This window comes from Streptomyces sp. 184, assembly GCF_045781775.1.
Taxonomy (GTDB): Bacteria; Actinomycetota; Actinomycetes; order Streptomycetales; family Streptomycetaceae; genus Streptomyces.
The window spans coordinates 7482781-7505174 of record NZ_CP123230.1 but is presented as its reverse complement, the minus strand read 5'-3'; the positions used below and the strand labels follow the sequence as shown (position 1 = coordinate 7505174).

Below are 22394 nucleotides of genomic sequence, written 5' to 3'. Positions count from 1 at the left end.
GTGGGGACCGGCCGGTCCCCACCGCCGTCTTCGTGCCCGGGGTGCGGGTCAGCAGACCCGGTAGGTGTAGAACCGCTCGTTGCGCGACATGTACAGGTTGCCGTCGGCGCCCTTCTGGAGGTTCGAGACCGGCCGGGCGATCAGCGTCATCTCCATCGTCGCCGGGTCGATCCGGTACGCCTTGCCCTGGGTCTTGCCCCACAGATATCCGGCGTGGAACAGCAGGTTGGTGTCGTGCCAGACCTGCGTGGCGGTCTCCCAGGGGTACGTCTGGTGCTTGGCGGTGCGCAGGGTCTCGCCGGTGGCCGGGTCCATCTCGAACACGGCGTCCGGGGTCAGCCCCCAGAGCCGGCCCCTGTCGTCGAAGGCGATCTCCCCGAGCGCCAGGTCGCCGGGGACCGGGGCGCTCTCCCAGAGCACCTTGTCGGCGGCGATGTCGTACGCGAAGACCTTCGCCACCGTGTCCTGCGGCGTGCCGACGCCGCCGAACGCGGAGGTGGCGCCGTAGACGACGCCGTCGCGGTGGGCCACGCCGACGACCGAATGCCCGGGGACGATGTTCCGGCGGACGCGGGACTCGCCGGTGGCCGGGTCGATCAGGCCCAGCGCGCCGCCCACGGTGCCCGACTTGGGCACGGTGCCGAAGGCGAGCCAGTCGCCGGCCGAGACGAGGGTGAAGGGCCGGTCCTGCTCCTGCTCGTGGAGGTTGAGCAGCAGCTTGGGCTCGTCGCCGTCGAACTCGTAGATGCGCGCGCCCGGGTAGACGCCGAGGTACAGCTTCCCGTTGTGGGTGACCATGCCCTCGCTCTGGCCGACGCGGGGCCAGAACTGCGTGGCGCCGGTGGCCGGTTCGTACGCGACGAGGCCGCCGGTGAAGAACCCGCCCGCGTACAGCCGCCCGTCCGGGCCCTCGGCCATGGACCGGATGGAGACGGGCAGGCCGGTGAGGGAGTCGTCGAGGAGCCTGCCGGTGCCCGTCCTGCTGTCGTAGTGCCACATGCCGCCGGTGGACGAGGTGCCGACGAGGGTGTCGCCGCGCCAGCCGAGGGGGCGTACGGCGCCTTCGCCGAACTCGGTCATGCCGAGCCCGGTGACCTTGCCGGACCGCAGGTCGAGCCGGACCAGCTCGCCGTCCTGGACGAGGTGGACGGAGGAGCCGCGGGCGCCGCCGCCCACGGTGAGGCTCTCCACGTCCTCGGTGAGGTGCAGCCAGGTGCGGCGCTTGAGGTCGTAGACGCCGAGCGTCTTCTCGGCGGCGGAGGTCTCGTAGCGGACGAGGAGGTGGCGGCCGACGACGTCCACGTCGTACGACCAGCCGGTGGCGTCGAGCGGCGGCTCGATGACGCGGCGGACGTCGCCGTCGGGGGAGAGCACGGCGACCTGCATGCTCGACGGGCCCATGCCGGCGTAGACGGTGCCGTCGCGGCCGACGGCGAGGTCGCGGATGTAGCCCTGGCCGGGGACGGGCGCGCCGAGGTCCCTGGTCTCGCCGGTGCCGGGGTCGTGGCGGAAGAGCCGGCCGCCGGGGGAGGTGCCGCCGTAGACGTGGTCGCCGGTGGCGGCGACGGTCCAGACGAAGGTCTCCGTGGCGACGGGGACGCCGAGTTCGGTGACCGAGTCGTCGGCGGGGTCGTAGCGGAAGAGCCTTCCCTTGTGCTCGTCGCCGCCGTAGCTGCCGACGTAGACGGTGTGGTCGGGGGCGACGGAGACGGCCCAGGAGCCGAGGGCCCGGGGCAGGGGGTGTTCGGCGATCAGGGTGCCGTCGTCGGCGTCGCGGATGCCGAGGAGGGCGGGGCCGGAGGCGGAGGAGGTGACGGAGTAGACGCGGCCGCGGTCCATGGCGGTGCCGGCGGTGGTGGCGCCGGTGAGCGGCAGGCTGCCGAGGTCGGCGAAGCCGCACGGGGCGGGTGCGGGGGCGGACGCGGGGCGTTCGGGGGCGGTTTCGGCATGGGCCGGTACGGCGAGGGTCACGACGAGCAGACACGCGGCCGTGAGGGCACGACGCATGGGACCTCCAACGGGAGTGATTTACGGCCCTGACCGTAAATGCAGGAGGGGGCGACGGCAAGACGTCGCGCGGCCCGGACTTCGCGGGCCGCGGGGCCCGGTGCCCGGGCCCGGCCCCCGGCGAAGTCCCCGGCTCAGTCCGCCAGTTGCGCCAGCACCCCGCCGAAGCCCTCGATGGCCCGGAGGGCGTCCGCCTGGGGCATCCCCGGCGGCTGGAGGCGCAGGATGACGCCGTCCGCGCCCATCGCGGCGTAGCGGCCGAGGCCGTCCGCGCACTGCTCCGGCGAACCGACGACGCTGCGCGCGGCGATGTCCTCCCAGCTCTGCGCGTAGCGGGCGGCGTCCATCGAGGTGCGCTTCCACGACCCGTACGCGTCGTACAGCCCGCGCAGCGGCTCCTCCAGCGCCTTGCGGGCCTGCTGCGAGGTGGGGGCGCAGTACCCCTCGCGGCAGACGAGCACATCGGCGCCGAGGGTGCCGGGGCCGCGCTCGTACGAGAGGTATTCGGCGATCTTCGCGGGGAGTTCGGCGTCGGTCTCGTTGAAGGAGGTCGTCCAGCCGTCGCACATCCGCGCCGTGCGCGCCAGCGCGGCCGGCACCCGGCCGCCGTTCCACAGGCGCGGGCGGGGGCGCTGCGCGGGGCGGGGGGAGAGGAAGGCGTCGGTCACGGAGGTGAAGCGCCCCTCGTACGTCACCGACTCCTCGGTCCACAGCCGGGTGACCAGCTCCACGCACTCCTCGAAGCGGGCGGCCTTCTCGCGCGGCGGTACGCCGTACAGGGCGAACTCCTCGGGCCGGTAGCCCAGGACGAGGCCCGCGGTGAGCCGGCCGCCGGAGAGCACGTCGAGGTGGGCGAGGGTCTCGGCGAGCCACACCGGCTGGTAGACGGGGGCGATGAGCCCGGCGGTGGCCAGGCCGATCCGCTCGGTGTGCGCGGCCAGCCAGGTCAGCGAGGTCAGCGCCTCGTGGTAGCCGGGGCGGTGCAGGTGGCGCTCGCCGAGCACCACCCAGTCGAAGCCCGCCTGTTCGGCGAGCCGGGCCTGCTCGACGGCGTCCGCGAGCGCGGGGCGGTCGTCCTTGCCGGTGAAGAGGTTGACGTAGAGGCCGAGTCGCATGGCAGGACTCCTATCCCTTTACGGTCTGGGCCGTAAAGGCTAGCGTGTGGTCCGTGGTTGCCAAAGGGGTTCGGGACAAGTGGTCGACATGACGGGCGCGCTGCCGGCGCGACTGCGCGGGACGGTACTCCCGGCGGTGCTGACGCCGATGGACGGGCGGGGGGCCGTCGACTTCGACGCCCTCGCCGCGTACGCGGCGAAGCTCGACGCCGCACCGGTCGGCGGGTTCGCGGTGTGGGCCCACACCGGCCGCGGCCTGTACCTCTCGGCCGCCGACCGCGCGCGCGTGCTGCGCACCTGGCGCGCGGCGACGGACAAGCCCCTCGTCGCCGGCGCCGGCGTCCCCCGCGACCTCGCGCCCGCGACGGTCGCGGACGCGGAGGCCGCGGTCGAGGCGATGGCGGTGACGGCGGCCGGACTCGGCGCCGACGCGGTGATGGTGTACCCGCTGGCGGCTCTGGCCGACCGCCCCGACGGCCACGCCCGCGCCGTCCGGCTGCACGAGCGCGTGGCGCGGGCGAGCGGACTGCCGGTGCTCGGCTTCTTCCTGCACGGCGAGGCCGGCGGATACGAGTACCCGCCCGCGCTCGTCCGCGACCTGCTGGCGCTGCCGGACGCGCTGGGCCTCAAACTCGCCACCCTGGACCGCGCGATGGCCTGCCAGGACGCCATCCGCACGGCCCGGGCGACGGACCGGCTGGTCGTCACCGGCGAGGACCGCATGTTCGGCCCCAGCCTGATGTGGGGCGCTGACACGGCCCTCGTCGGCATCGCGGCGGCCCGCGCGGAGCTGACGACGGCGGTCCTCGACGCCTGGCGCGCGGCGGACCACACGGCGTTCGTCCGGGCGTCGGCCCGCCTGGACCGCTTCGCGGAGGCCACGTTCCTCTCCCCGATCGAGGGCTACGTCCAGCGGATGCACTGGGCCGCCGTGTGGGAGGGCCTGCTCCCGGAGTCGGCGGCCCACGACCCGTACGGCCCGGAACTCCCGCGGGCCGAACGGGACCGGGTGGTGCGGTGCCTGGCGGAACTGGCGGCGGACGGCGCGTAGCTCCGCGGCCGGGCCGCCGGCTCCGGAGACCACGACCGGTGGCAGCGGCGGCCCGGCGGGCGGCTCAGCCGGGCCTCGGCAGGCCGAACAGCTCCGCCGCGTTCCGCCACAGGACCCGGTCCAGTTCCGCCCGGGTGAAGTCCGCGTCGCGGATCACGCCCAGCGACACGCTCGGGTCCACCAGCGTGGAGTCCGTACCGAACAGCAGCCGCTCCACCGGAACGCCCGCCTCGCGCGCGTACGGGATGCGGCCCGCGTCCGTCGCCGTGCGGCAGTGCTCCAGATACAGGCGGTCGCACTCCGCCGCCGCGTGCGCCGCCTCGCGCCAGGCGTCGCCGCCCGCGTGGCCGACGACCACCCGCAGCCGCGGGAGATCCGCCAGCAGGCCGGGGAGGAGGGCGACGTCCGGGTCCCAGGTGTGCAGGAGCAGGGGGACGGCCAGGTCGTCGAGGAGGGCGAACGCCTCGCGCATCTGCGGCGAGCCGATCGCGCGGCCCGGGTAGTGGGTGTGGATCTTGGCGCCGACGAAGCGGCCCGCGGCCAGGTGGCGGCGCAAGTCGGCCGCGCTGTCCTCGATCCGGTTCGGGTTGACCACCGCGTACCCGTACAGCCGCGGCTGCGCCGCCAGCACCCGCGCCAGCGCCGCGTTGCCCGCCACCGCGTCGTACGTCACCGCCTCCGCCGCCGAGACGATCTGCACGTCGATCCCGTAGCGGTCCATCAGGCGGAGGTTCGTCGCGCCGGACGCCTGTGCGTCGCGGTGGTACGGCCAGGTGCCCCAGTGTCCGTGTACGTCGATGACCGGCATCAGCTCAGCAGCTCCTCGACGTTCCCGCCCGCGATGGCCTCCCGTTCGGCCGCGCCGATACGCGCGTACCGCAGCCGCAGCGTCTGCGGCGAGATGTCCGTGAACGGCGTACGGGAGCCGAAGACCAGCCGCCCCGCCCCCACCGCCGCCACCACCCGCTCGACCGAGTCCGGCGCCGACAGCAGCCGCGTCGTCGCCATGAACCCCGGCTCGCGGCGGGCCAGCAGCAGGAAGTCGCCCAGCAGGTAGGCGTGCAGGTCGAGGAAGACCACGCGCGCCCCGCGGTCCGCCAGCGCCGGGCCGAAGCGGCGCGGGTCGCCGTCCTGGAGCAGCACCATGCCGCGCGCCAGCGCCAGGTCCACCACGTGCCGGTAGCCCGGGAAGCCCGGCTCCGCCCCCTGCTCGACGGTGAACAGCCGCAGGAACCGCACCCCCGCCGCGTGCAGCCCCTCGATCCGCTCTTCCGCGCCCCACGCGTCCCGCAGGTCCACCGTCCCGACCGGCAGCAGCTCCGGGCAGTCGGCCAGCTCGCGCAGCGTCGCCGCGTTGCCGGAGTCCGCGTCGAAGAGGGCGCCGCGGGTGGACAGCGCGAGCGCCCGCTCGACGGGGGAGCGCGCCAGCCGTTCGCGGACCTCCGCCAGGCCCACGTCGCGGTGGTGCCGCGGCCAGGGACCGTAGAGCACGTCGACGTCCCAGCGCACGCGCTCGGCGGGGGAGGGGGTCAGCCAGTCGTACGTCACGGGGAGGCCGCCAGGACCGCCCGCGCGATGGCGTCCACGTCGGCGTCGGTGTACCCCTCGTTCCAGTCCAGCACCAGCAGCGTGCGGCCGATCAGCCGCTCCGCCCGCGGGCACAGCCCTTCGGGGTGGCCGGTGAACACCGGGTTCGCGTACAGCGGGCGCTCCAGGTAGCCGGCGGCGGCCGGGACGCCCGCGGCCGTCAGCGCCTGCGCCCAGCGGGCGTTGTCGTCGACCAGCAGCGGGTACAGCCACCAGGCGTGCCCCTCGGGCCGCGGCGCGGTCCGTACGCCCGCCGCCCCCGCGAGCGCGGCGGTGAGCCGCGCCGCCCGCTCGCTCCGTACCCGTACGACCTCCGCGACCTTCCCCAACTGCGCCCGCGCGACCGCGGCCGTCAGCTCCGGCATGCGGTAGTTGAGCCCCGGCACGCGGTGGATCCGGCCCTCCGACCGGTCCCAGCCCTTGTCGGCGAAGAGCCGCATCCGGCGGGCCAGTTCGGCGTCGTCGGTGAGGGCGATGCCGCCGTCGCCGGCCGTGATGTGCTTGTACTGCTGGAGGCTGAAGCAGGCGATGTCGCCGTACGTGCCCAGCAGCCGCCCCGCGCCGTCTGCCCCGAGCCACGCCTGCGCGCAGTCCTCGATGAGCACGAGCCCGTGCCGGTCGCACAGCTCCCGCAGCTCCGCGACGCGGGCGGCGGCGCCGAAGAGGTGGACGGCCAGGACCGCCTTGGTGCGCGGGGTGACGGCCGCCGCCACCGCCGCCGGGTCGAGGTTGCCGTCGTCGGGGAGCACGTCGGCGAAGACCGGCCGGCCGCCCTCTGCCAGGATGGGGGCCACGGTGCCGAAGTCGGAGATGGGCGTGGTGATGACCTCGTCGCCCGGTCCGATGCCGGCCGCCGCGACCGCCAGGTGCAGCGAGGCGGTGCCGGAGCTGCACGCCACGGCGTGGGTACGCCCGTACAGCTCGGTCATCTCCCGCTGGAGCGCCGGCACTTCGGTGCCGAACGTGCCGCACAGCACGGCGGAGTCGAGCACCCGCAGCACCGCGGCGCGCTCCTCCTCGCCGAGGGTGCGGCCGCGCGGTTCGAGCACGGTGGGCAGCGGTCTGTCCCGTACGGACATGACGGCGGAATCCTCTCGACGTAACGCGCTTATGGCCTGGACCGAAAGGTAAATCCGTCTTTGCGGCACGTCAACCCCGGTACCCGGGGAGCCGCTGCGGTCCGTAATGCCTAGACTTACCCGCGATGTTTGGGACCCGGCCAGAACAGGCCGTATGGATGAAGGAGACGGGGCGAATGGCGTTCACCGTCGGGGTGATCGGCCCCGAGGACCTGGTGCAGAAGGTGCAGGCGGTCGGGGCCCCGGGCACCACCCGGCTGCTCGGCCTGCGCTACCGGCACGAGGACGAGACCCTCGACGTCGTCCGCGAGGCGGCGGCGTCCGGCGCCGACGCCCTGCTGTTCACCGGGGTCGTGCCGCACGCCCTCGCGGCGGACGCCGGGCTGCTCGACCGGCCGGCGATGTACGTGCCGTACAGCGGGGCGACGCTGCTGCGCGCGCTCGTCGAACTGCTGCGCCTCGGCCACGACGTGTCGCGGATCTCCATCGACACCCTCCAGCGCGCCGAGGTCGTCGAGACCATGACCGAGGCCAAGCTGCCCACCGAGCACGTGCACGTGCTGCCGTACCGCCCCGGGCTGACCGGCGACGACCTCGTCTCCTTCCACCTCGGCGCCCGCGACAAGAAGCGCACCCGGGTGGCGCTCACCTGCCTCGGCTCCACGTTCCACACCCTCGACAACGAGATGCACGCCGTCCGCCTCGCGCCCTCCCGGCACTCCATCCGCGCCACCGTGCAGTCGCTGGTGCTCGCCGCCTCCGCCGCGCAGAGCGGCGACACCCAGGTGGCGATGGGCATCATCGACATCCCGGCCGGGTCCGACGACTCCGAACTGGCCGCCGACCTCGCCGCGCTCGGCGGCAGCCTGGCCTATCTGCCGGACGGGCGGCGGCTGGTGGTGACCACGCGCGGCGCGCTGGAGAAGGCCAGCGAGCGCTACACCCGGCTCCCGCTGCTCGACGCGCTCGCCTCGCGGCACACCTCGGCGCACGTGGGTTTCGGTCTGGGCCGAACCGCGGCGGAGGCCGAGTCGCTGGCCCGGCGGGCGGTCAACCGGGCCGCCGCGGTGGGGCCCGTGGCCGGGGTGGTGTCCATGCGGGACGACGTGGACATGGTGATCGACGCCGGCTCCGGCGGGGCGTCCGCGGCGGCCGGGCCGGAGAACAGCGCGCTGCTCGCGCGGCGCGTGGGGCTCAACCCGCAGACGCTGGACAAGCTGCGCGAGCTGGTCGCCGAGGGCGCCGGCGAGGGCCTGACCGCGCACGCGGTGGCGGAGCACCTCGACGTCCAGCAGCGCACCGCGAGGCGGGTGTTGAAGCGGCTGGAGCGGGCCGGGGTGGCGGTGCCGATCGGCAGCCAGCAGCACGGCCAGACGGGCCGGCCGCCGATCGTCTACCGGGTGCGGCTCTGACGCCGGCGGCGGTACGGGGCCGGGTGCCCGCGCGCCGCCGCCCCGTGCGCGTACCGCCCTACGCCCCTGACGGCGGCCGTCTCCGGCGCGATGCGGCCGCGGTGCCGGACCCCGGGGGTCCGGACTTCTTGCCACAGGCGGCTTCGCGAATTACGGTCTAGGCCGGAACCTGGGTAAGGAGCCGCGCTTGAGAATCGCCTCGGTCCGCACTCGTGTGGTCAGCGCACCGTACGTGCGTCCCTTCGTCATCAGCAGCGGCACCAGCTCCGACCTGGTCAGCCTCGTCGTCGAGGTGACCACCGACGACGGCCTCACCGGCCACGGCGAGGCCGCCCCCATGACCGCGTACACCGGCGACACCCTCGCCGGCGTCCGCGCCGCAGTCACCGAACACGTCGGCCCCGCGCTCCTCGGCCGCGACCCGCGCGACGTGGCCGGCGCGCACACCGCCATGGACACCGCCATCCGCGGCCAGCCCCTCGCCAAGGCCGCCCTCGACCTCGCCCTGCACGACCTCGCGGGCCTCGCCGCCGGCTGGCCGGTGCACTTCCTGCTCGGCGGCCGGGTCCGCGAGCACATACCGACCGCCTGGGTCGTCGGCCTCGGAACCCTGGACGAGATGACGGCGGAGGCCGCCGCGTACGCGGCCAAGGGCTTCGGGCACATCAAGGTGAAGGGCGGCGTGGACCCGGCGGCCGACATCGAGCTGATCCGGGCCGTACGCGCCGTCCTCCCGGCCGCCACCGAACTCTCCCTGGACGCCAACGAGGGCTACGGCCCGGGCGTCGCCGCCCGCGCCCTGACCCGGATGGCGGAGGCGGGGCTCGACCTCGTCGAACAGCCGCTGCCGCGCTGGGACCTGGACGGGCTGGCCGCCCTGCGCAGCAAGGTGGGGGTGCGGGTGATGGCCGACGAGAGCGTGCACTCGCTGCACGACGCGCTGGAGGTCGTCCGCCGCGGGGCCGCCGACGTGCTCAACATCAAGATCCTCAAGGTGGGCGGCCTGCACCGGGCGCGGCAGATCGCGGCCGTGGCGGAGGCGGCGGGGCTCGCGGTGAAGATCGGCTCGATGCCGGAGCTGGGGGTGGCGACGCTCGCCGCGGTCCACCTCGCGGCGGCGCTGCCGCACGCGACGGTGGCGGCGGACCTGGTCGGTCCGCTGCTCGTGGCCGAGGAGCCGCTGGCGCCGCGGGCGTTCGCGTCGGCGCACACGGGACGGGTACGGGTGCCGACGGACGCGGGCCTGGGCCACGACCTGGGGTGAGGGCACGCGCGGGGTTGCGTCGGGCAGGCGTTGCCACGGTGGGCGCTGCCGCGGCGGGTGCTTGCCGCGGGTGGCGGTCGGCCCCGGGCGGCGATGCCGCTACCGCCCCCCGGGGCCGACGTCCGCCGCTCCGTGGGTCGTTCGGCGCGCGGCGGTCCTCCCGCCGGCCGCCGCGCGCCGGTGCGCCCCGCCACCGGGGGGCCGTTCACGGTGGCGGGGCGCGGTCCGTACAGGTGCGCCGGGGCGCTTACGCGCAGGGGCCGAGGTCCTCCCACACGCCGCTGCCGGCGCCGGGCGTCTCGCCCTGGGTCCACCACTTGGCGCGCCAGTTGTGGCCGTTGTGGGTGACCGTGTTGCCGCCGTTGTAGACGGAGCCCGCGCTCCAGGGCGACCCGGTGCACTGGTCGGGGTCGCCGGGGTCCGGGTCGCCCCCGCCGCCGCCGATGTTGACGTCGATGCAGGAGTAGAAGGCCATGGCCGTGTCGTAGACGTTCCAGACGGCGAGGACCTTCTGCTTGCCGCTGAAGCCGCCGAAGTTCACGTTGTGGTACACGTCGGCGGCGGGCTGGGCTCCGCCGTCGTTGAACTCCGCGATCTTCGTGCCGCCGATGAAGTACTGCCAGGTGCTGGTGCGGTGGCGGGCGGTGAGGTGCCAACTGAAGGTGGTCGAGCTGCCGACCGAGGTGACGCGCCAGCCCTTGCTGTTGTTGTCCAGATCGGCGAACTGCCCGTTGCCGCCGCTACAGCTCGTCAGCCCCTTCGGGCCCTCGACGCTCTGCGGCTCGTACTTGATCTGCCCGCAGCTCACGACGCCCTTCGCGCACTGGTCCTGCCGGCTCGACGGGGACGTGACCCAGCCGTGTGCGCTGGCCGAGGGGGCGGGGAGGCTCAGGGCCAGGACGGGGGCGACCGCCGCACCGACCACTGCCGCAAGTCTTCGTTTCGTGTGCATGTCAACTCCAGGGCTCGCGTGACATGGGAGGACGTGCATGTGGCCACGGGTTGTCGAGCGGGTCGCCGTCCGCGCGCTGCCTGAGCGCGTCGTCGACTGCGGGCGGGCGACCGGGTGTTGGTCTAGACCTTATCCGCTGTCGGGGTACGGTCAAGAGGGCATGACCCACCAAGTCCGCACGCGACTCCACTGGTCTGGACAAGACCGCTCATCGCCCATCTCCCCCTGCGCGTACGGGAGTCGGGCCCCGCCCGGCCGCGTCGTCCGCCGCGACCAGAAACGGCGTCAGCAGCTCCGGCACCGCCTCCTCGGCGAACCGCAGCCCCTGCGCCTCCCCCACGTCGTACGCCGCGTACGCCTGTGCCCCCGCCGCCGTCGTCGCCCGCAGCGTCACCAGCCCCGCCCGCCGCTGGAACACCGACTGCCGCACCGTCCACCCGACCACCCCGTCCCGCCGCAGCGCCACCGTGGAGCGCCGCAGGGTGCCGCTGCGTACGAGCAGATACGGCCCCGCGAGCCCGTGCCCCAGGCTCCGGTACGCATCCCGCGCCAGCAGCGCCGCCGCCGGCAGCAGCACCGCGGCCGTCGCCGCCCCCGCGTACGCCAGACCCCGTACCGACAGCGCCGCGCCCAGCGCCAGCAGCACCGCCACCGGCACCAGCGCCGCGCCCAGCGACCACCGCAGCCGGCGCGCCAGCGCGGCCCGCGGGTGCGGGGCCAGCTCCGGCCGGGTCAGCGTCACGGGGGTGCGCAGCACCCGGGCCGTCACGTCGTCGGCGACGGCGCGCGGGGCGGCGGGCAGCAGGGTGTTGAGGTCGTTGTCCTCGCTGTCCTTGCGGGACAGGCCGGTCGCGATCGCGTCCACCCGGGCCGCGCCCGACAGCCGCACCCCCAGCGGCTCGACGACGTCGAGGCCGCGCAGCCGCGCCTCCTCCAGCGATATCGACCGGGTCGTCAGCAGCCCGCGGCGCACGCGCAGCGTGCCGTCCGGCTCGCGCTCCAGCCGGTAGCTCCACCACATCTCGGTCCACAGCCCGAGCGCGCCCACGAACCCCGTCACCAGCGCGATCGACCCCAGCGCCAGCACCGTCCACAGCGCGGGCAGCGGGCTGAAGGTGTCCCGTACCCAGTCGACGACCGTCTCCTCCGCGCCGAACCACTGGCTGACCTGCATCACCGCACCCCAGCCCGTCAGCGCGAGGAGGGGGGTGAGGAAGGAGAGGGGCGCGTAGCGGATCCAGCCGGGGGCGAGGGAGGCGAGCCGCGGGTCGTCGTCTCCCGCACCGGGAATCGCGGCCGTCGAGGCCCGGCGCAGGAGTTCGCGGCGCAGCGACTCGCCCTCCGCGCGCCGCACCGGGGCCAGTTGCAGCACGGACTCGCCGGCGGCGGTCTGGTCGCCGGTGCCGATACGGACCTTGACCAGCCCGAGGAGGCGCAGGAGCGGGTGCGCGGTGAGGTCGACGGTGCGGATCCGGTCGCGGGGGAGGGAGCGCCGGGTGGTGAACAGCACGCCGGTACGCAGCTCGACGCGCTCGGCACCGACGCGGTAGCGGGTGTGGCGCAGCCGCAGGGCGTCCACGGCGAGCCCGCCGCCGATCAGCAGCGCGCAGCCGGCCAGCACCCAGGCCACGGCGGCGCGGAAGTCGATGTGGCTGGCGAGCCCGGCACCGACGGGGACGCCGGCGCCGAAGGCGGCGCCGAGGAGGAGTTCGGCGGTGACGAGGAGGGAGCGGGGGTCGAGGCGACGCCAGGCGGGAGCGGGGTCGGCGGGGTGGCCGGGGTGGTCGGGGTCGTCGGCGGCGGGGGAGGCGGCGGTAGGGGCGGTGGGGGTGGCCTGGTCGTCGGCCTCGGCGGCGCGGGCAGGGCGGCCGGGGACCTCGGCGGGGTGGTCGGGCGCCTCGGCGGGGTGGTCGGTCTCGGCAGGGCGGTCCGGGGTCTCGGCGGCGGCGTGGGCGGCAGGGGGCCGGGCGGCGGCGTCCGGGGTGCCCGTCCCCGTACCCGAGTCGGTCACGTCGCGTCCCCCGGGGTCTGCTGCGTCGCCAGCGCCAACTGCTCCGCCAGCTCCGCCGCCTCCTCGTGGTCCAGCGCCTCGATCCGCAGCGCGCCCTTCGCCGACGCGGTCGTCACCGTCACCGCCGCCAGCCCGAACGCCCGCTGGAGCGGCCCCCGTTCGGTGTCCACGGTCTGGATCCGCGACATCGGCGCGATCCGCGAGTCGACCCAGAAGTAGCCGGTACGGACGTACACCGCGTCGTCCGTGACCTCCCACCGGTGCACGCGGTAGTACCACGGCGGCAGCCCGAGTCCCGCCCCCAGACCCGCCGCGGCCACCCCCGCGCCCACCGCCAGCAGCCAGAACCGCGCCGGCCCGACCAGCGCGCCCAGCACCGCCAGCACCGCGACCGGCACGGCCGCCGCCAGCAGCAGCCGCGTACGCCACCAGGCGACGGCCCGGCGGTCCACCCGGTGGTGCGGCGGCCGCAGCCGCGGCCCCGCCGGGCCCGGGACCCGGCCCTCTCGATCTACGCCCACAACCTGAACCGTACGTCCTGCGCCCCGGACGTCACCGCCGGGTACGAACCGTTCCGGCCGCCCCGACCGGCTCGTAGTGCTCCAGGAAGAGCTTGCCGACGAGGGCGCCGCGGGTGGAGACGCCGGTCTTGTCGAAGACGGCCTTGATGTGGTCGCGCACGGTGTGCGGGGAGAGGAACAGTTCGGCGGCGATGCCCTCGGTGGCCAGGCCGCGGGCGAGGAGCTGGGTGATCTCCAGCTCCCGGGCGGTCAGTTCGTACGCGTCGGCGAGCAGCGGGGCGATCTCGGCGGCGGCCGCCGGCTCGATGACGACGGCGGTGGAGTGGGGGGTGCCGTCGGCGCCGTGGAGGCAGGAGGCGTGGCAGGTCAGCCACCGTCCGGCGGCGGTACGGAGCCGGATGCGCGGGGCTGCTCCCGTCCCGCCCTCCGCGGTCGCCGCGCGGGCCTGGAGCACGACGGCGTGCAGCCACGCGGGCACCGCCAGCCCCAGCGCCGAGGCGCGGGCCGGCCCGGGCGGGAGGGCGGCGAGGTGGCGGCGGGCCGGGTCGTTGGCGGAGACGAGACGGGCGTCGGCGTCGAAGAGCAGCAGCCCGGGCTCGCCGCCCTGCCCGTTGCGCCCGTCCTGTCCGCTCTGTCCGCTCTTTTCGCTCTGTTCGTTCTGCCGGGTGTCTTCCGTGTCCGTACGCGCAGGAGCAAGGGCCGGCTCCGCGTACGAGCGCAGCCGGCGCGCCAGCGGCGTCGTCAGCCCCGCCACCACCCGCTCCTCCGCCGCGCTGAACGGCGCCCGCCCGCGCTCCCGGAACAGGCTGATGTGACCCTGCGGCCGGCCGCCCACCCGCAACACCGCCCGCAGCTCGTCGTGCAGCCCCCGCGGGCGCAGGAACTGCCGGTAGATCGCCGCCCGCTCCGGCTCCCCGCCCGTCGACGCGCGCAGCGCCGCGACCGGCACCCGGGCTAGCGCCAGCTCCGCGAAGCGGTTGACGCGCTCGTCGAACAGCTCGCACTCCCAGTAGTCCCAGCAGCCGCGCTTGTCGGTGTTCTCGGTGCGTACGGGCGCGGTCATCAGCCCGGTCGCCGGGTCGGTGGCGCGCCAGACGGCGGCGTCGTACGGCAGCAGTCGGCGCAACTGCGCCGACACCTCGGCGAAGAGCGCCAGCGCGTCGGGCGCGCGGTCGGCGCGCGCGAGCAGCTCGCCGCGGGCCGCGCCGCGGGCGGCGGGGGTCGGGACAGCGGGTGTCGGCACGGTCGGCCACCTCCGCCACGGTCAACGGCCGGGGGCGATGCCGTGATTCCCCTCAATCGGGGGATGGGTTGGCACGGGCGCCGGGCGGAGAGTCGCGGACATGGAGTTCATGCAGTTCAGACCGGGTGAGCCCGGCTACGAAGAGGAATTGGCCGGCTTCAACCGGATCGTGTCCCACCGGCCCGCGCTGGTCGCCGCGGTGACGTCGGTGGCGGAGGTACGGGCCGCCGTGCGGTACGCGGCGGAGCGCGGCATGCCGGTCGCCGTGCAGTCCACCGGCCACGGGCCGGCGGCGGCGGTCGGCGCGGACAGCCTGCTGCTGTCGGTGCGGCGGCTGCGGGGCGTGCACGTCGACCCCGCGGCCCGTACCGCGCGGGTCGCCGCCGGCACCCGCTGGCAGGAGGTCATCGACGCCGCCGCCCCGCACGGCCTCGCCCCGCTGTGCGGCTCGTCGCCGCTGGTCGGGGTCGTCGGCTACACGCTGGGCGGCGGCCTCGGCCCGGTGGCCCGCACGTACGGCTACGCGGCGGACCACGTCACGGCGGTGTCGCTCGTGACCGCGGACGGGCGCGCGCGGGAGGTCACCGCGGAGCGGGAACCGGAGCTGTTCTGGGCGCTGCGCGGCGGCGGGAAGAGCGGGTTCGGGGTGGTGACGGCGCTGACGTTCCGGCTGGTGCCGGTGGCGCGGCTGTACGGGGGCGGGCTGCGGTTCGCCGGTGCGGACGCGGCGGCGGTGCTGGGGGCGTGGCGGCGGGTGGCCGAGGGGGCGCCGGAGGAGCTGACGACGTCGGTGGCGCTGCTGCGGCTGCCGGGGGAGGCGAGGGGGCTGACGGTGCATGTGCGGGTGGCGCTGGTGGCGGGGCCGCCGGGGTCGGAGTCTGAATCGGAGGCGCTGGGGGAGAGGCTGACGAGGCCGCTGCGCGAGGCGGCGGCGCCCCTGGCGGACACGGTACGGATACGCCCGTACAGCACGGTCGCGGAGATCCACGAGGACCCAGTCGACCCCATGCCGTACCACGAACGCGGCATCCTGCTGCGCGAGTTCGGTCCTGACGCGGAGGCCGCGCTGCTGGCGGCGGCGGGGCCGGGGGCGGAGTGCGGCGACTGGGTCGTCGAGCTGCGCCACCTCGGCGGCGCGGCGTCGCGCACGCCGGCGGTGCCGAACGCGGTCGGCAGCAGGGCGGGCGCGTTCGCGCTGACGACGGTCGCGCCGCCGGGCACGGACAGCGGGGTACGGACGGCGCTGGCCGGCTGGTCGACGGGCGGCCGGTACGTCAACTTCCTCGCGGGCCCGGACACGGAGTCCCTGACGGCGGAGGCGTACGACGCGGAGACGTACACGCGCCTGCGGGCGCTGAAGGCCGCGTACGACCCGGCCGACGTCTTCCGCCACGGCCACGCGCTGCCTCCGGCGGGGGCGGCGAACCGTGCCGGTGCGGCGCCGGGCGGAGCCCCGGACGCGCCTGCGGGCGCCGGCGCCGCCGGCCGCGCCGGACCGGGCGGGCCCGTGCCGCCCGGCACGGGGAGGCCCGATCCCGGCGGGCAGCGCGCGCCCGCGCCGGACGGTCCTCCCGAGCCCGGCGGGGCGGCGCTGCCCGACTCCCCGGAGTCAGGTGACGCCCGCGCGGCGTCGGCCGGCACCGGCGGCACCGCGCCGGCAGGAGCCGCCGGGCCCGGTGCCGCCGGGGCGACAGGCGCCCCCGTCAGCGATGCCTCGGGCCCCGCCGCCTCGACCGCCTCGACCGCCTCGACCGCCTCGGCCGGTTCGGCCGGTTCGACTGGCTCGGCCGCCTCGGCCGGCTCCACCGGCGCCCCCGCAGGCACCCGCACCCCCCGGAGGGTCTCGTGACCGTTCCCGCCGCGGCCTCCGCCGCCTCCGCGTCGCACCGTCCCGCCCCCGGGACCCGTTCCGTCGGGCTGCGGCTCGGGGCGCTGTTCGGGCCCGCCGTCTTCGGGGTCACCGCCGCCGGCGTCGCCCTGCCCGACGTGGCGCGCGGGCTCGACGCCTCGCCGACCGCCGCCACCTGGGTGCTCACCGCCCACGCCCTCGCCCTCGGCGTCGGCACCGCCCTGGCCGGGCGGCTCTCCGACGCCCTCGGCGTACGGCGCATCCTGGCCGCCGGCGCCGCGGTGCTCGCGGTCGGCGCAGTGGTGTGCCTCCTCGCGCCGTCCCTCGGCGTGCTGGTCGCCGGGCGGTTCCTGCTCGCCGCCGGGTCCGGCGCGATGACGTCCGGCGCGCTGGTGCTGACGGCCGCCACCGCGCCCGAGCGGCGCGCGCAGGTGCTCGCCGTCTTCGGCGCCGTCATGGCGGTCTGCTCGGCCGCCGCGACGCTCGCCGGCGGCGTGGTCACGGAGTGGGCCGGCTGGCGGCCGACGCTCGTGCTGCCCGCGCTCTCCCTCCTCGCCCTCCCGTTCTGCCTGCGCCTCGCGCCGCAGCGCGGCGGCGCGGGCCGCACACCCGACCTGCCCGGCGCCGTGCTGCTCACGCTCACCGCCGCGAGCCTGCTCATCCTCATCCAGTCCACGACGCTGGACCTGTCCCCCGCCGCCGTCGCCGGCACCGCCGCCGTGCTGCTGGTGGCGGGCACGGGCTGCGCGGCCCGTACGGTGCGCAGGCCCGCCGGCTTCGTCCCGTACGACCTGGTCCGCGACCCGCTCTTCCGGCGGGCGGCGGCGACGGGCGCGGGGGTGTACGCGGGGCTGTTCGGCGCGATGTACGCGGTGCCGCAGTTGCTCGTACGCGACCACGGCTGGAGCGTCTTCGCCGTCGGCGGCTGGCTGCTGCCCGGCGCGGTGGCGGGTGCGGCGCTGTCCCGGGCGGCGAGCCGGCTCGGACCGCGGGGCGCGCGGCTGCCGGCGGCGGTGGGAGCCGCCGCCGCGGTGCTGCTGGGCGCGGCGGCGGTGACCGGGGAGCCGGCGGTGCTGGTGGTGGGTACGTCGGCGGCGCTGGCGGCGTTCGCGGTGACGCAGGTGGTGCTGACGGGGCTGCTGTCGGGGCACCTGGCGCCGCAGGCGCGCGGGGGTGCGCTGTCGCTGCTGAACCTGGCGTTCTTCGTGGGCGGCGGCGCGGGTTCCGCCGTCGCGGGGGCGCTGGCGGACGCGGAGAGCCTGTCGGTGGCGCTGGCGGTGGTGGCGGCGTTCCCGCTCGCGGCGTCGGCCGTGGCGGCGCGGCTGCGGGGGCCGGGCGGGGGGTGAGCGGCGGCGGTGGCCGGATACCGACTCCGGCCACGGCTCGGTAGCCGGGGGAGACGGCCCGTGGGCCAGGCCCGCGGGCCGTTCCGGAGGTCCGGCCCCTGTCGAAAGGGTGAGGCCCGTGCGGAGGATCATGAGGTGAATAGCAGGTCTAGTCGGCCCCAACTCCGCACCACCCAGTATGTACTCCTTTTTAAGACACGAAGGTGAAACTGGCCAAATCCGCAGCTCGCGGGCAGAACCACCTACGTACTCACGAGGGGGACACTTGTCCAGCACCAGACATGCGGCCGCGACAGCGGCCCCACCCGGCAAGGGGAGAGCCGGCCCCGGCGCCGGCGGCGAGGACACCGGCCCGTCCGGGGCGTACTCCGTGCTCGACTTCCTGACCGAGGGCGAGAACGACGTCGCCGGACGTCAGGTGGCCCAGCTCTTCTCCGGCTACCTCTACACACCCATCGCGGTCGCGCTCGTCGAGTTGGGCGTCCTCGGCCGCCTGACAGGCAAGTCGCTGACCGCGGACGAGATCGCGAAGGAGGCGGGAACCGACCCCGACGCCACGGGCCGGCTGCTGCATGCGGGGATGGCCGTGGGGCTGATCTCCGGTGCCGACGACGGCAGGTTCCGGCTGACCGCGGCCGGCGAACGGCTCGGCCCGGACGCCGGGCGGCTCGGCGAGATGGCCGTGCTGTGGCTGGAGCCGATCCGCGAGGCCATGGCCGGCCTCGCCGAGCACGTACGGACCGGCCCCCGGGTGGATCCGGCCGCCCCCGGCGGGTTCTGGGACTACCTGGGCAGCCACCCGGGCGAGGCGGTGAAGTTCGCCCGCGCCATGGGCTACGCCACCTCCCGGCTGCCCGGTGCCCTGGGCTCCGCCGGCTACCGGCCGCCGCCCGCCTCGCGGGTCGTCGACGTCGGCGGCAACCGGGGCACGATGCTGGCCTGGCTGCTCAAGGCGCTGCCCGAGGCGACCGGGGTGATCATCGACCGGCCCGAGGCCATGGCGACCGCCCCGGACTTCCTCGGCGCCGCCGGCGTGTGGGGGCGCGCCGAGCTGGTACCCGGCAGCTTCTTCAACGAGGTGCCTCAGGGCGACCTGCACCTGCTCAGCCGCGTCCTGCACAACTGGGACGACAAGAGCGTGCGGCGGATCGTCGCCAACTGCGCCGCGGCGAGCAGCCGGGGCGGCTCGCTCGTCGTGATCGAGTACGTCCTGCCGTCCGTGCCGGAGCCGACCGTCGGCCACCTGATGGACGTCATGATGATGGTCCTCTACGGCGGCCGTGAACGGACCCTGGAGCAGCACCAGGCGCTCATCGAGCCCGCCGGGTACGCGCTGCGCAAGGACTTCCCGGTCGGGGCGGTGAACGGCGGGCAGCCGCCGCTGCGGGTGCTGGAGTTCGCCCGCACCTGAGCCGTCCCGCTACGCCGTGCTCCTACGAGTGCACGTGAGCCAGGGCCCGCCGCAGGGGCGACACCCCGCAGGCGCGGCTTGACTTCCCCATCGGTGCCCCATCATGGCACCGGGCACGGTTCGTCGGCGTACCTGCGCCGACCGCGCACGAACCGTGCCCGTCCCCCGCCTTCCCCCGGGGGCGTCCGCCCTACGGCTCCAGTACGACCTTCCCCACCGTCCCCCGCGTCTCCAGCGCGCGGTGTGCCTCCGCCGCCCGCGCCAGCGGGTAGCGCTGCACCAGCGGCGTCCAGCGGCCCGTCGCCGCCTCCGTCAGCGCCGCCTCCTCCATCCGCCGCAGGGGGTTCTCGCCGCCGATGCGGCCGAGCCAGTCCGGGCCGAGGACGTTGACCGACGTGATGCCCCGCTCCGCCAGCTCCGCGTCCGTGAACTCCAGCGGCGCGCCCGACGACCAGCCCAGCACCAGATGACGGCCCCCGGGCCGGAGCAGGTCGGCCGCCGCACGGGCCGCCGCGCCGCCGACGGTGTCGAGGAGCACGGTGGGCCGCCGCTCGCCGAGGGCGGCGCGTACGCGGTCGGGCCAGGCCGGGTCGGTGTAGTCGGCGGCGGCGTCCGCACCGAGGTCCCGTACGCGCGCGACCTTCTCCGGACCGCCGGCCAGGCCCACGACGTACGCGCCGAGGTTGCGGGCGTACTGGACGAGGAGCGACCCGACGCCGCCCGCCGCCGCCGTGACGATCACGATGTCGTCCGCCGTCAGCCCGGCGAAGTGCAGGAACCCCATCGTCGTCCGCCCCGTGCCGATCATCGCGACGGCCTCCGCGGCGTCGAGGGAGTCGGGCAGCGCGTGCAGCCGCTCGGCCTCGGTGACGGTCAACTCCGCGTAGCCGCCCGGCACGAGGCCGATGTGCGCGACGACGCGGCGGCCCAGCCACTCCGGGTCGACGCCGTCGCCCACGGACTCGACGGTGCCGGCGACCTCGCGACCGGGGATCGTGGGCAGGTCGGCGGGCGGCATGGGGCCGCCGGTCTCGCCGGCGCGGAGGAAGGTGTCGAGGAGGTGTACCCCGGCGGCGGCGACGGCGATACGGACCTGGCCGGGGCCGGGTACGGGGTCGTCGGTCTTCTCGTAGACGAGGTTCTCTGCGGGGCCGAAGGCGTGCAGTCGTATGGCGTGCATGGGGCCAGCAGACAACTTGAACAGAAGTTCAGGTCAAGCGGGAGCGGCACACGCCGGCCGCCCGGCCGACAAGGCGGGCCGCAGCCCGCGCCCACCGACCGGGCGAACCGCCCCCGTGTCCCCCTCCACATCCCCCCTCGGGCTCCCCCCTCGGGCCCCCGATCCCCCGATCCCCCCGGCCTCAGGCCCCCGGGCCGCACCCGGCGGGCCGCGTACTCTACGGCCCCGCGCAGCGCTTCCGCGTACACCCCCGCGCAAGCGCCCCCGCGCCCGCGCCCCGCGCTCTCGCGCCCGCGCCGCGCCGCTCCGGCCGCGTGCCGCCTACGCCGCTCTGCCGAGCCGCTGCTCCGCCAGCGCCAGCGTCACCGCCTCGATCGCACTCGCAAACGCCACCTCGCTCAGCACCCCCGGCGCCGCCACCTGGTCCCCCGCCAGGTACACCCCGTCGCCGCGATCCACCGCCGGCCGGTCGCGCCACGTGGTGCCCGGCGGGTCCACCGCGCCCGTGCGGCCCGCGGCCAGCGCCTCGCGGCGCCACACCGTACGGTCCCGCCAGCCCGGGTAGCCGAGGTCCAGCAGTTCCTCGGCCCGCGCGACGCCCACCGCCTTGCCCTCGTCGGGCGCCACCGGCACCTGGCCCTGGATGAGCTGCTCGCCGGCCGGGGCGAGCGTCGCGTCCCCGGCGGAGAAGCGCTCCAGCCAGCCGGGGGCGTCGAGGTCGGAGACGACGAAGGCGTCGCCGCGGCGCTGGCGTACGGCGAGGTCGACGAGGACGGTACGTCCCGAGTGCCAGGTCAGCGACGAGTCGCCGAGGAGCGTGCGGGCGGCCGGCAGCGAGGTGGCGACGACGACGGGGGCGTCCTGCGGCAGCTCGCTCACGCGGGTGCCGATCTCCATCCGTACGCCCAGGTTCCACGCCATGCTCGTCATCAGGTCGACCACCGAACCCCAGCCGCCCGCGGGGTAGTGCGCCTCGGGCGGCAGCGCGGTGGTGCGGCGCAGCCGCTCCTGGACGAAGGCGGCGGACAGCGAGCCCGGGTCGTGGTGGAAGATCGCGACGGCGCTGTAGCGGGCGGCGGCACGGGCGCCGGCCTCGCCGGCGATCTGCGCCGCCCAACTGTGGAAGTCGCGGTCCACGGGCGCCTCGCGGCGCCGTACGAGGCGCAGCATCGCGGCCGGCGGCACCTTGCGCAGCTTGCCGTCGCGGCGGAAGCGGAACCGGGAGCCCTCCAGGGGCGGGATCGGGGCGAGCGGGCCGAGCAGATCGCGCTGTTTGAGCCAGGTCCAGTGCGGGCCGCGGTAGTAGAGGGCGTGCGGGCCCTCGTTGGTGCGGTAGGGCGCGTCGGCGGTACGCGCGCGCCCCCCGAGGCTGCTGTGCGCCTCGTACAACGTCACCCGGGCGCCGGCCTCGGCGGCGGTGATGGCAGCGGTGAGCCCGGCCAGCCCGCCGCCGATGACGGAGATCCGTCGCATGATCTGCTCCTCGCCTGCTGATGTCGCACGTTCTGCGCAAGAGACGAACCAGGGGGTCCGGAATGTGACATCGGGGCCGCTGTCAGTGCCGTAGGTCACGATGGGGCGCATGACGAAGCGGAAGACGATCAAGGCGCCGCGGCGGCCGTCGGTGCGGCTGCCGGAGGCCCTGGAGCCGTACGGGGCGGGGGACGGGGGCGACGCGGGAGCGCCCCGCGCGGCGGACCTGGAGCCCGACGGGGACTACGACGCGCTGGAGTTCGCCGGCCTCGACCTGACCGGCGCGGACGGCGCGGGCGCCCGCTTCATGGACTGCGCGCTGCGCCGCTGCGTGCTGGACGCGGCCCGGCTGCCGAACGCGCGGCTGATCGACTCGGTGCTGGAGGAGGTGCGCGGCGCGGGGACGGACCTGGCGGGCGCGACGCTGCGGGACGTGGAGCTGACGGACACCCGGCTCGGCGGGGTGCAGTTGCACGGGGCGACGCTGGAGCGGGTGGTGGTGCGGGGCGGCAAGGCGGACTTCCTGAACCTGCGGGCGGCCCGGCTGACCGACGTCGTCTTCGAGGACTGCGTCCTGGTGGACCCGGACTTCGCGGACGCCCGGCTGGAGCGCGTGGCGTTCGAGGGCTGCGCGGTCCAGCGCGCCGACCTCTCCGGCGCCCGCCTGACGGACGTGGACTTCCGCCGCGCGGCGGACCTCACCCTGGAACGCGGCGTGGACCGCCTCTCCGGCGCCGTCATCAGCCCGGACCAACTCCTCGCCCTGGCCCCGGCCTTCGCCGCCCAGGTGGGGGTGGAGGTGCGGGCGTGGGATGACGTGCAGAAACGTCCCTGAACACCCGTTCGGGTGAAGGCGTCGCCGATGCCGCCACGCGATCTCGCCTAGGCTGAAA

At 75.9% G+C, this 22394-nt stretch carries 18 protein-coding genes; 7 read left to right on the top strand and 11 right to left on the bottom strand.

The genetic code is table 11. The annotated features are described in order from the left end of the window. Positions 1-48: 48 nt before the first annotated feature. Both QBL21_RS31915 and QBL21_RS31910 read right to left on the bottom strand, forming a co-directional pair. The gene (locus tag QBL21_RS31915) at positions 49-2007 is read right to left on the bottom strand and encodes a hypothetical protein (RefSeq protein WP_407565700.1); all 1959 of its coding nucleotides are present in this window, start codon (positions 2005-2007) and stop codon (positions 49-51) included. Positions 2008-2141: 134 nt separating this feature from the next. Beyond that, the gene (locus QBL21_RS31910; RefSeq protein ID WP_407565699.1) at positions 2142-3122 is read right to left on the bottom strand and encodes an LLM class flavin-dependent oxidoreductase; all 981 of its coding nucleotides are present in this window, start codon (positions 3120-3122) and stop codon (positions 2142-2144) included. 88 nt (positions 3123-3210) lie between these two features. On the opposite strand from QBL21_RS31910, the gene QBL21_RS31905 reads away from it, so the two are divergent. Beyond that, the gene (locus tag QBL21_RS31905) at positions 3211-4173 is read left to right on the top strand and encodes a dihydrodipicolinate synthase family protein (RefSeq protein ID WP_407566637.1); all 963 of its coding nucleotides are present in this window, start codon (positions 3211-3213) and stop codon (positions 4171-4173) included. Between the two features lie 64 nt (positions 4174-4237). Here the strand turns inward: QBL21_RS31905 and QBL21_RS31900 are convergent, their stop codons facing one another. The 3 genes from QBL21_RS31900 to QBL21_RS31890 are packed head-to-tail and all read right to left on the bottom strand — an operon-like array spanning position 4238 to position 6839. Continuing rightward, complete coding sequence (locus tag QBL21_RS31900; protein WP_407565698.1) at positions 4238-4981, bottom strand: amidohydrolase family protein; 744 nt, start codon at positions 4979-4981, stop codon at positions 4238-4240. Next, positions 4981-5721, bottom strand: coding sequence for a hypothetical protein (locus tag QBL21_RS31895; protein ID WP_407565697.1), 741 nt, complete (start codon positions 5719-5721; stop codon positions 4981-4983). Before QBL21_RS31895 ends, QBL21_RS31900 begins: the two co-directional genes overlap by 1 nt. Then, positions 5718-6839: a DegT/DnrJ/EryC1/StrS family aminotransferase gene (locus QBL21_RS31890; protein ID WP_407565696.1), complete on the bottom strand. Its 1122-nt coding sequence runs from the start codon at positions 6837-6839 to the stop codon at positions 5718-5720. Before QBL21_RS31890 ends, QBL21_RS31895 begins: the two co-directional genes overlap by 4 nt. Positions 6840-7015: 176 nt before the next feature. Here QBL21_RS31890 and QBL21_RS31885 point away from each other — a divergent pair, with 176 nt between their 5' ends. Together QBL21_RS31885 and QBL21_RS31880 are read left to right on the top strand one after the other, a co-directional pair. Next, positions 7016-8251: a hypothetical protein gene (locus QBL21_RS31885; protein WP_407565695.1), complete on the top strand. Its 1236-nt coding sequence runs from the start codon at positions 7016-7018 to the stop codon at positions 8249-8251. 187 nt (positions 8252-8438) lie between these two features. Then, positions 8439-9515 (top strand): mandelate racemase/muconate lactonizing enzyme family protein, encoded by a 1077-nt coding sequence (locus tag QBL21_RS31880; protein WP_407565694.1) that lies wholly within the window; start codon positions 8439-8441, stop codon positions 9513-9515. 247 nt (positions 9516-9762) lie between these two features. Here the strand turns inward: QBL21_RS31880 and QBL21_RS31875 are convergent, their stop codons facing one another. From QBL21_RS31875 to QBL21_RS31860, 4 genes are all read right to left on the bottom strand, one after another. Continuing rightward, the gene (locus QBL21_RS31875; protein ID WP_407565693.1) at positions 9763-10467 is read right to left on the bottom strand and encodes a lytic polysaccharide monooxygenase; all 705 of its coding nucleotides are present in this window, start codon (positions 10465-10467) and stop codon (positions 9763-9765) included. 208 nt (positions 10468-10675) lie between these two features. Further along, positions 10676-12478, bottom strand: coding sequence for a PH domain-containing protein (locus QBL21_RS31870; protein ID WP_407565692.1), 1803 nt, complete (start codon positions 12476-12478; stop codon positions 10676-10678). Beyond that, the gene (locus tag QBL21_RS31865; RefSeq protein ID WP_407565691.1) at positions 12475-12999 is read right to left on the bottom strand and encodes a PH domain-containing protein; all 525 of its coding nucleotides are present in this window, start codon (positions 12997-12999) and stop codon (positions 12475-12477) included. Before QBL21_RS31865 ends, QBL21_RS31870 begins: the two co-directional genes overlap by 4 nt. Positions 13000-13030: 31 nt before the next feature. Continuing rightward, on the bottom strand, positions 13031-14242 hold the full coding sequence (locus tag QBL21_RS31860; protein ID WP_407565690.1) for a LuxR C-terminal-related transcriptional regulator: 1212 nt from the start codon (positions 14240-14242) through the stop codon (positions 13031-13033). A 109-nt stretch (positions 14243-14351) separates the two neighbouring features. Between QBL21_RS31860 and QBL21_RS31855 the strand changes: the two genes are divergently transcribed. The 3 genes from QBL21_RS31855 to QBL21_RS31845 all read left to right on the top strand — a co-directional run bounded on the left by QBL21_RS31855 (position 14352) and on the right by QBL21_RS31845 (position 18848). Then, positions 14352-16091 carry an FAD-binding protein gene (locus tag QBL21_RS31855; protein ID WP_407565689.1) on the top strand — a complete coding sequence of 580 codons (1740 nt, stop codon included), beginning with the start codon at positions 14352-14354 and terminating at the stop codon, positions 16089-16091. Next, positions 16088-17437 (top strand): MFS transporter, encoded by a 1350-nt coding sequence (locus tag QBL21_RS31850; RefSeq protein ID WP_407565688.1) that lies wholly within the window; start codon positions 16088-16090, stop codon positions 17435-17437. The genes QBL21_RS31855 and QBL21_RS31850 overlap by 4 nt, the downstream gene beginning before the upstream one ends. 265 nt (positions 17438-17702) lie before the next feature. Further along, a complete protein-coding gene (locus QBL21_RS31845; RefSeq protein WP_407565687.1) occupies positions 17703-18848 on the top strand; it encodes a methyltransferase in 1146 nt (381 codons plus the stop codon). Positions 18849-19038: 190 nt separating this feature from the next. Here the strand turns inward: QBL21_RS31845 and QBL21_RS31840 are convergent, their stop codons facing one another. After that, entirely contained in the window at positions 19039-20028 is a 990-nt protein-coding gene (locus QBL21_RS31840; RefSeq protein WP_407565686.1) for a zinc-binding dehydrogenase, read from the bottom strand. A gap of 321 nt (positions 20029-20349) precedes the next feature. Then, positions 20350-21501, bottom strand: a complete 1152-nt coding sequence (locus QBL21_RS31835; protein ID WP_407565685.1) for an NAD(P)-binding protein — start codon at positions 21499-21501, stop codon at positions 20350-20352. Between the two features lie 109 nt (positions 21502-21610). Here QBL21_RS31835 and QBL21_RS31830 point away from each other — a divergent pair, with 109 nt between their 5' ends. Beyond that, positions 21611-22336: a pentapeptide repeat-containing protein gene (locus QBL21_RS31830; RefSeq protein WP_407565684.1), complete on the top strand. Its 726-nt coding sequence runs from the start codon at positions 21611-21613 to the stop codon at positions 22334-22336. Positions 22337-22394: the final 58 nt, after the last annotated feature.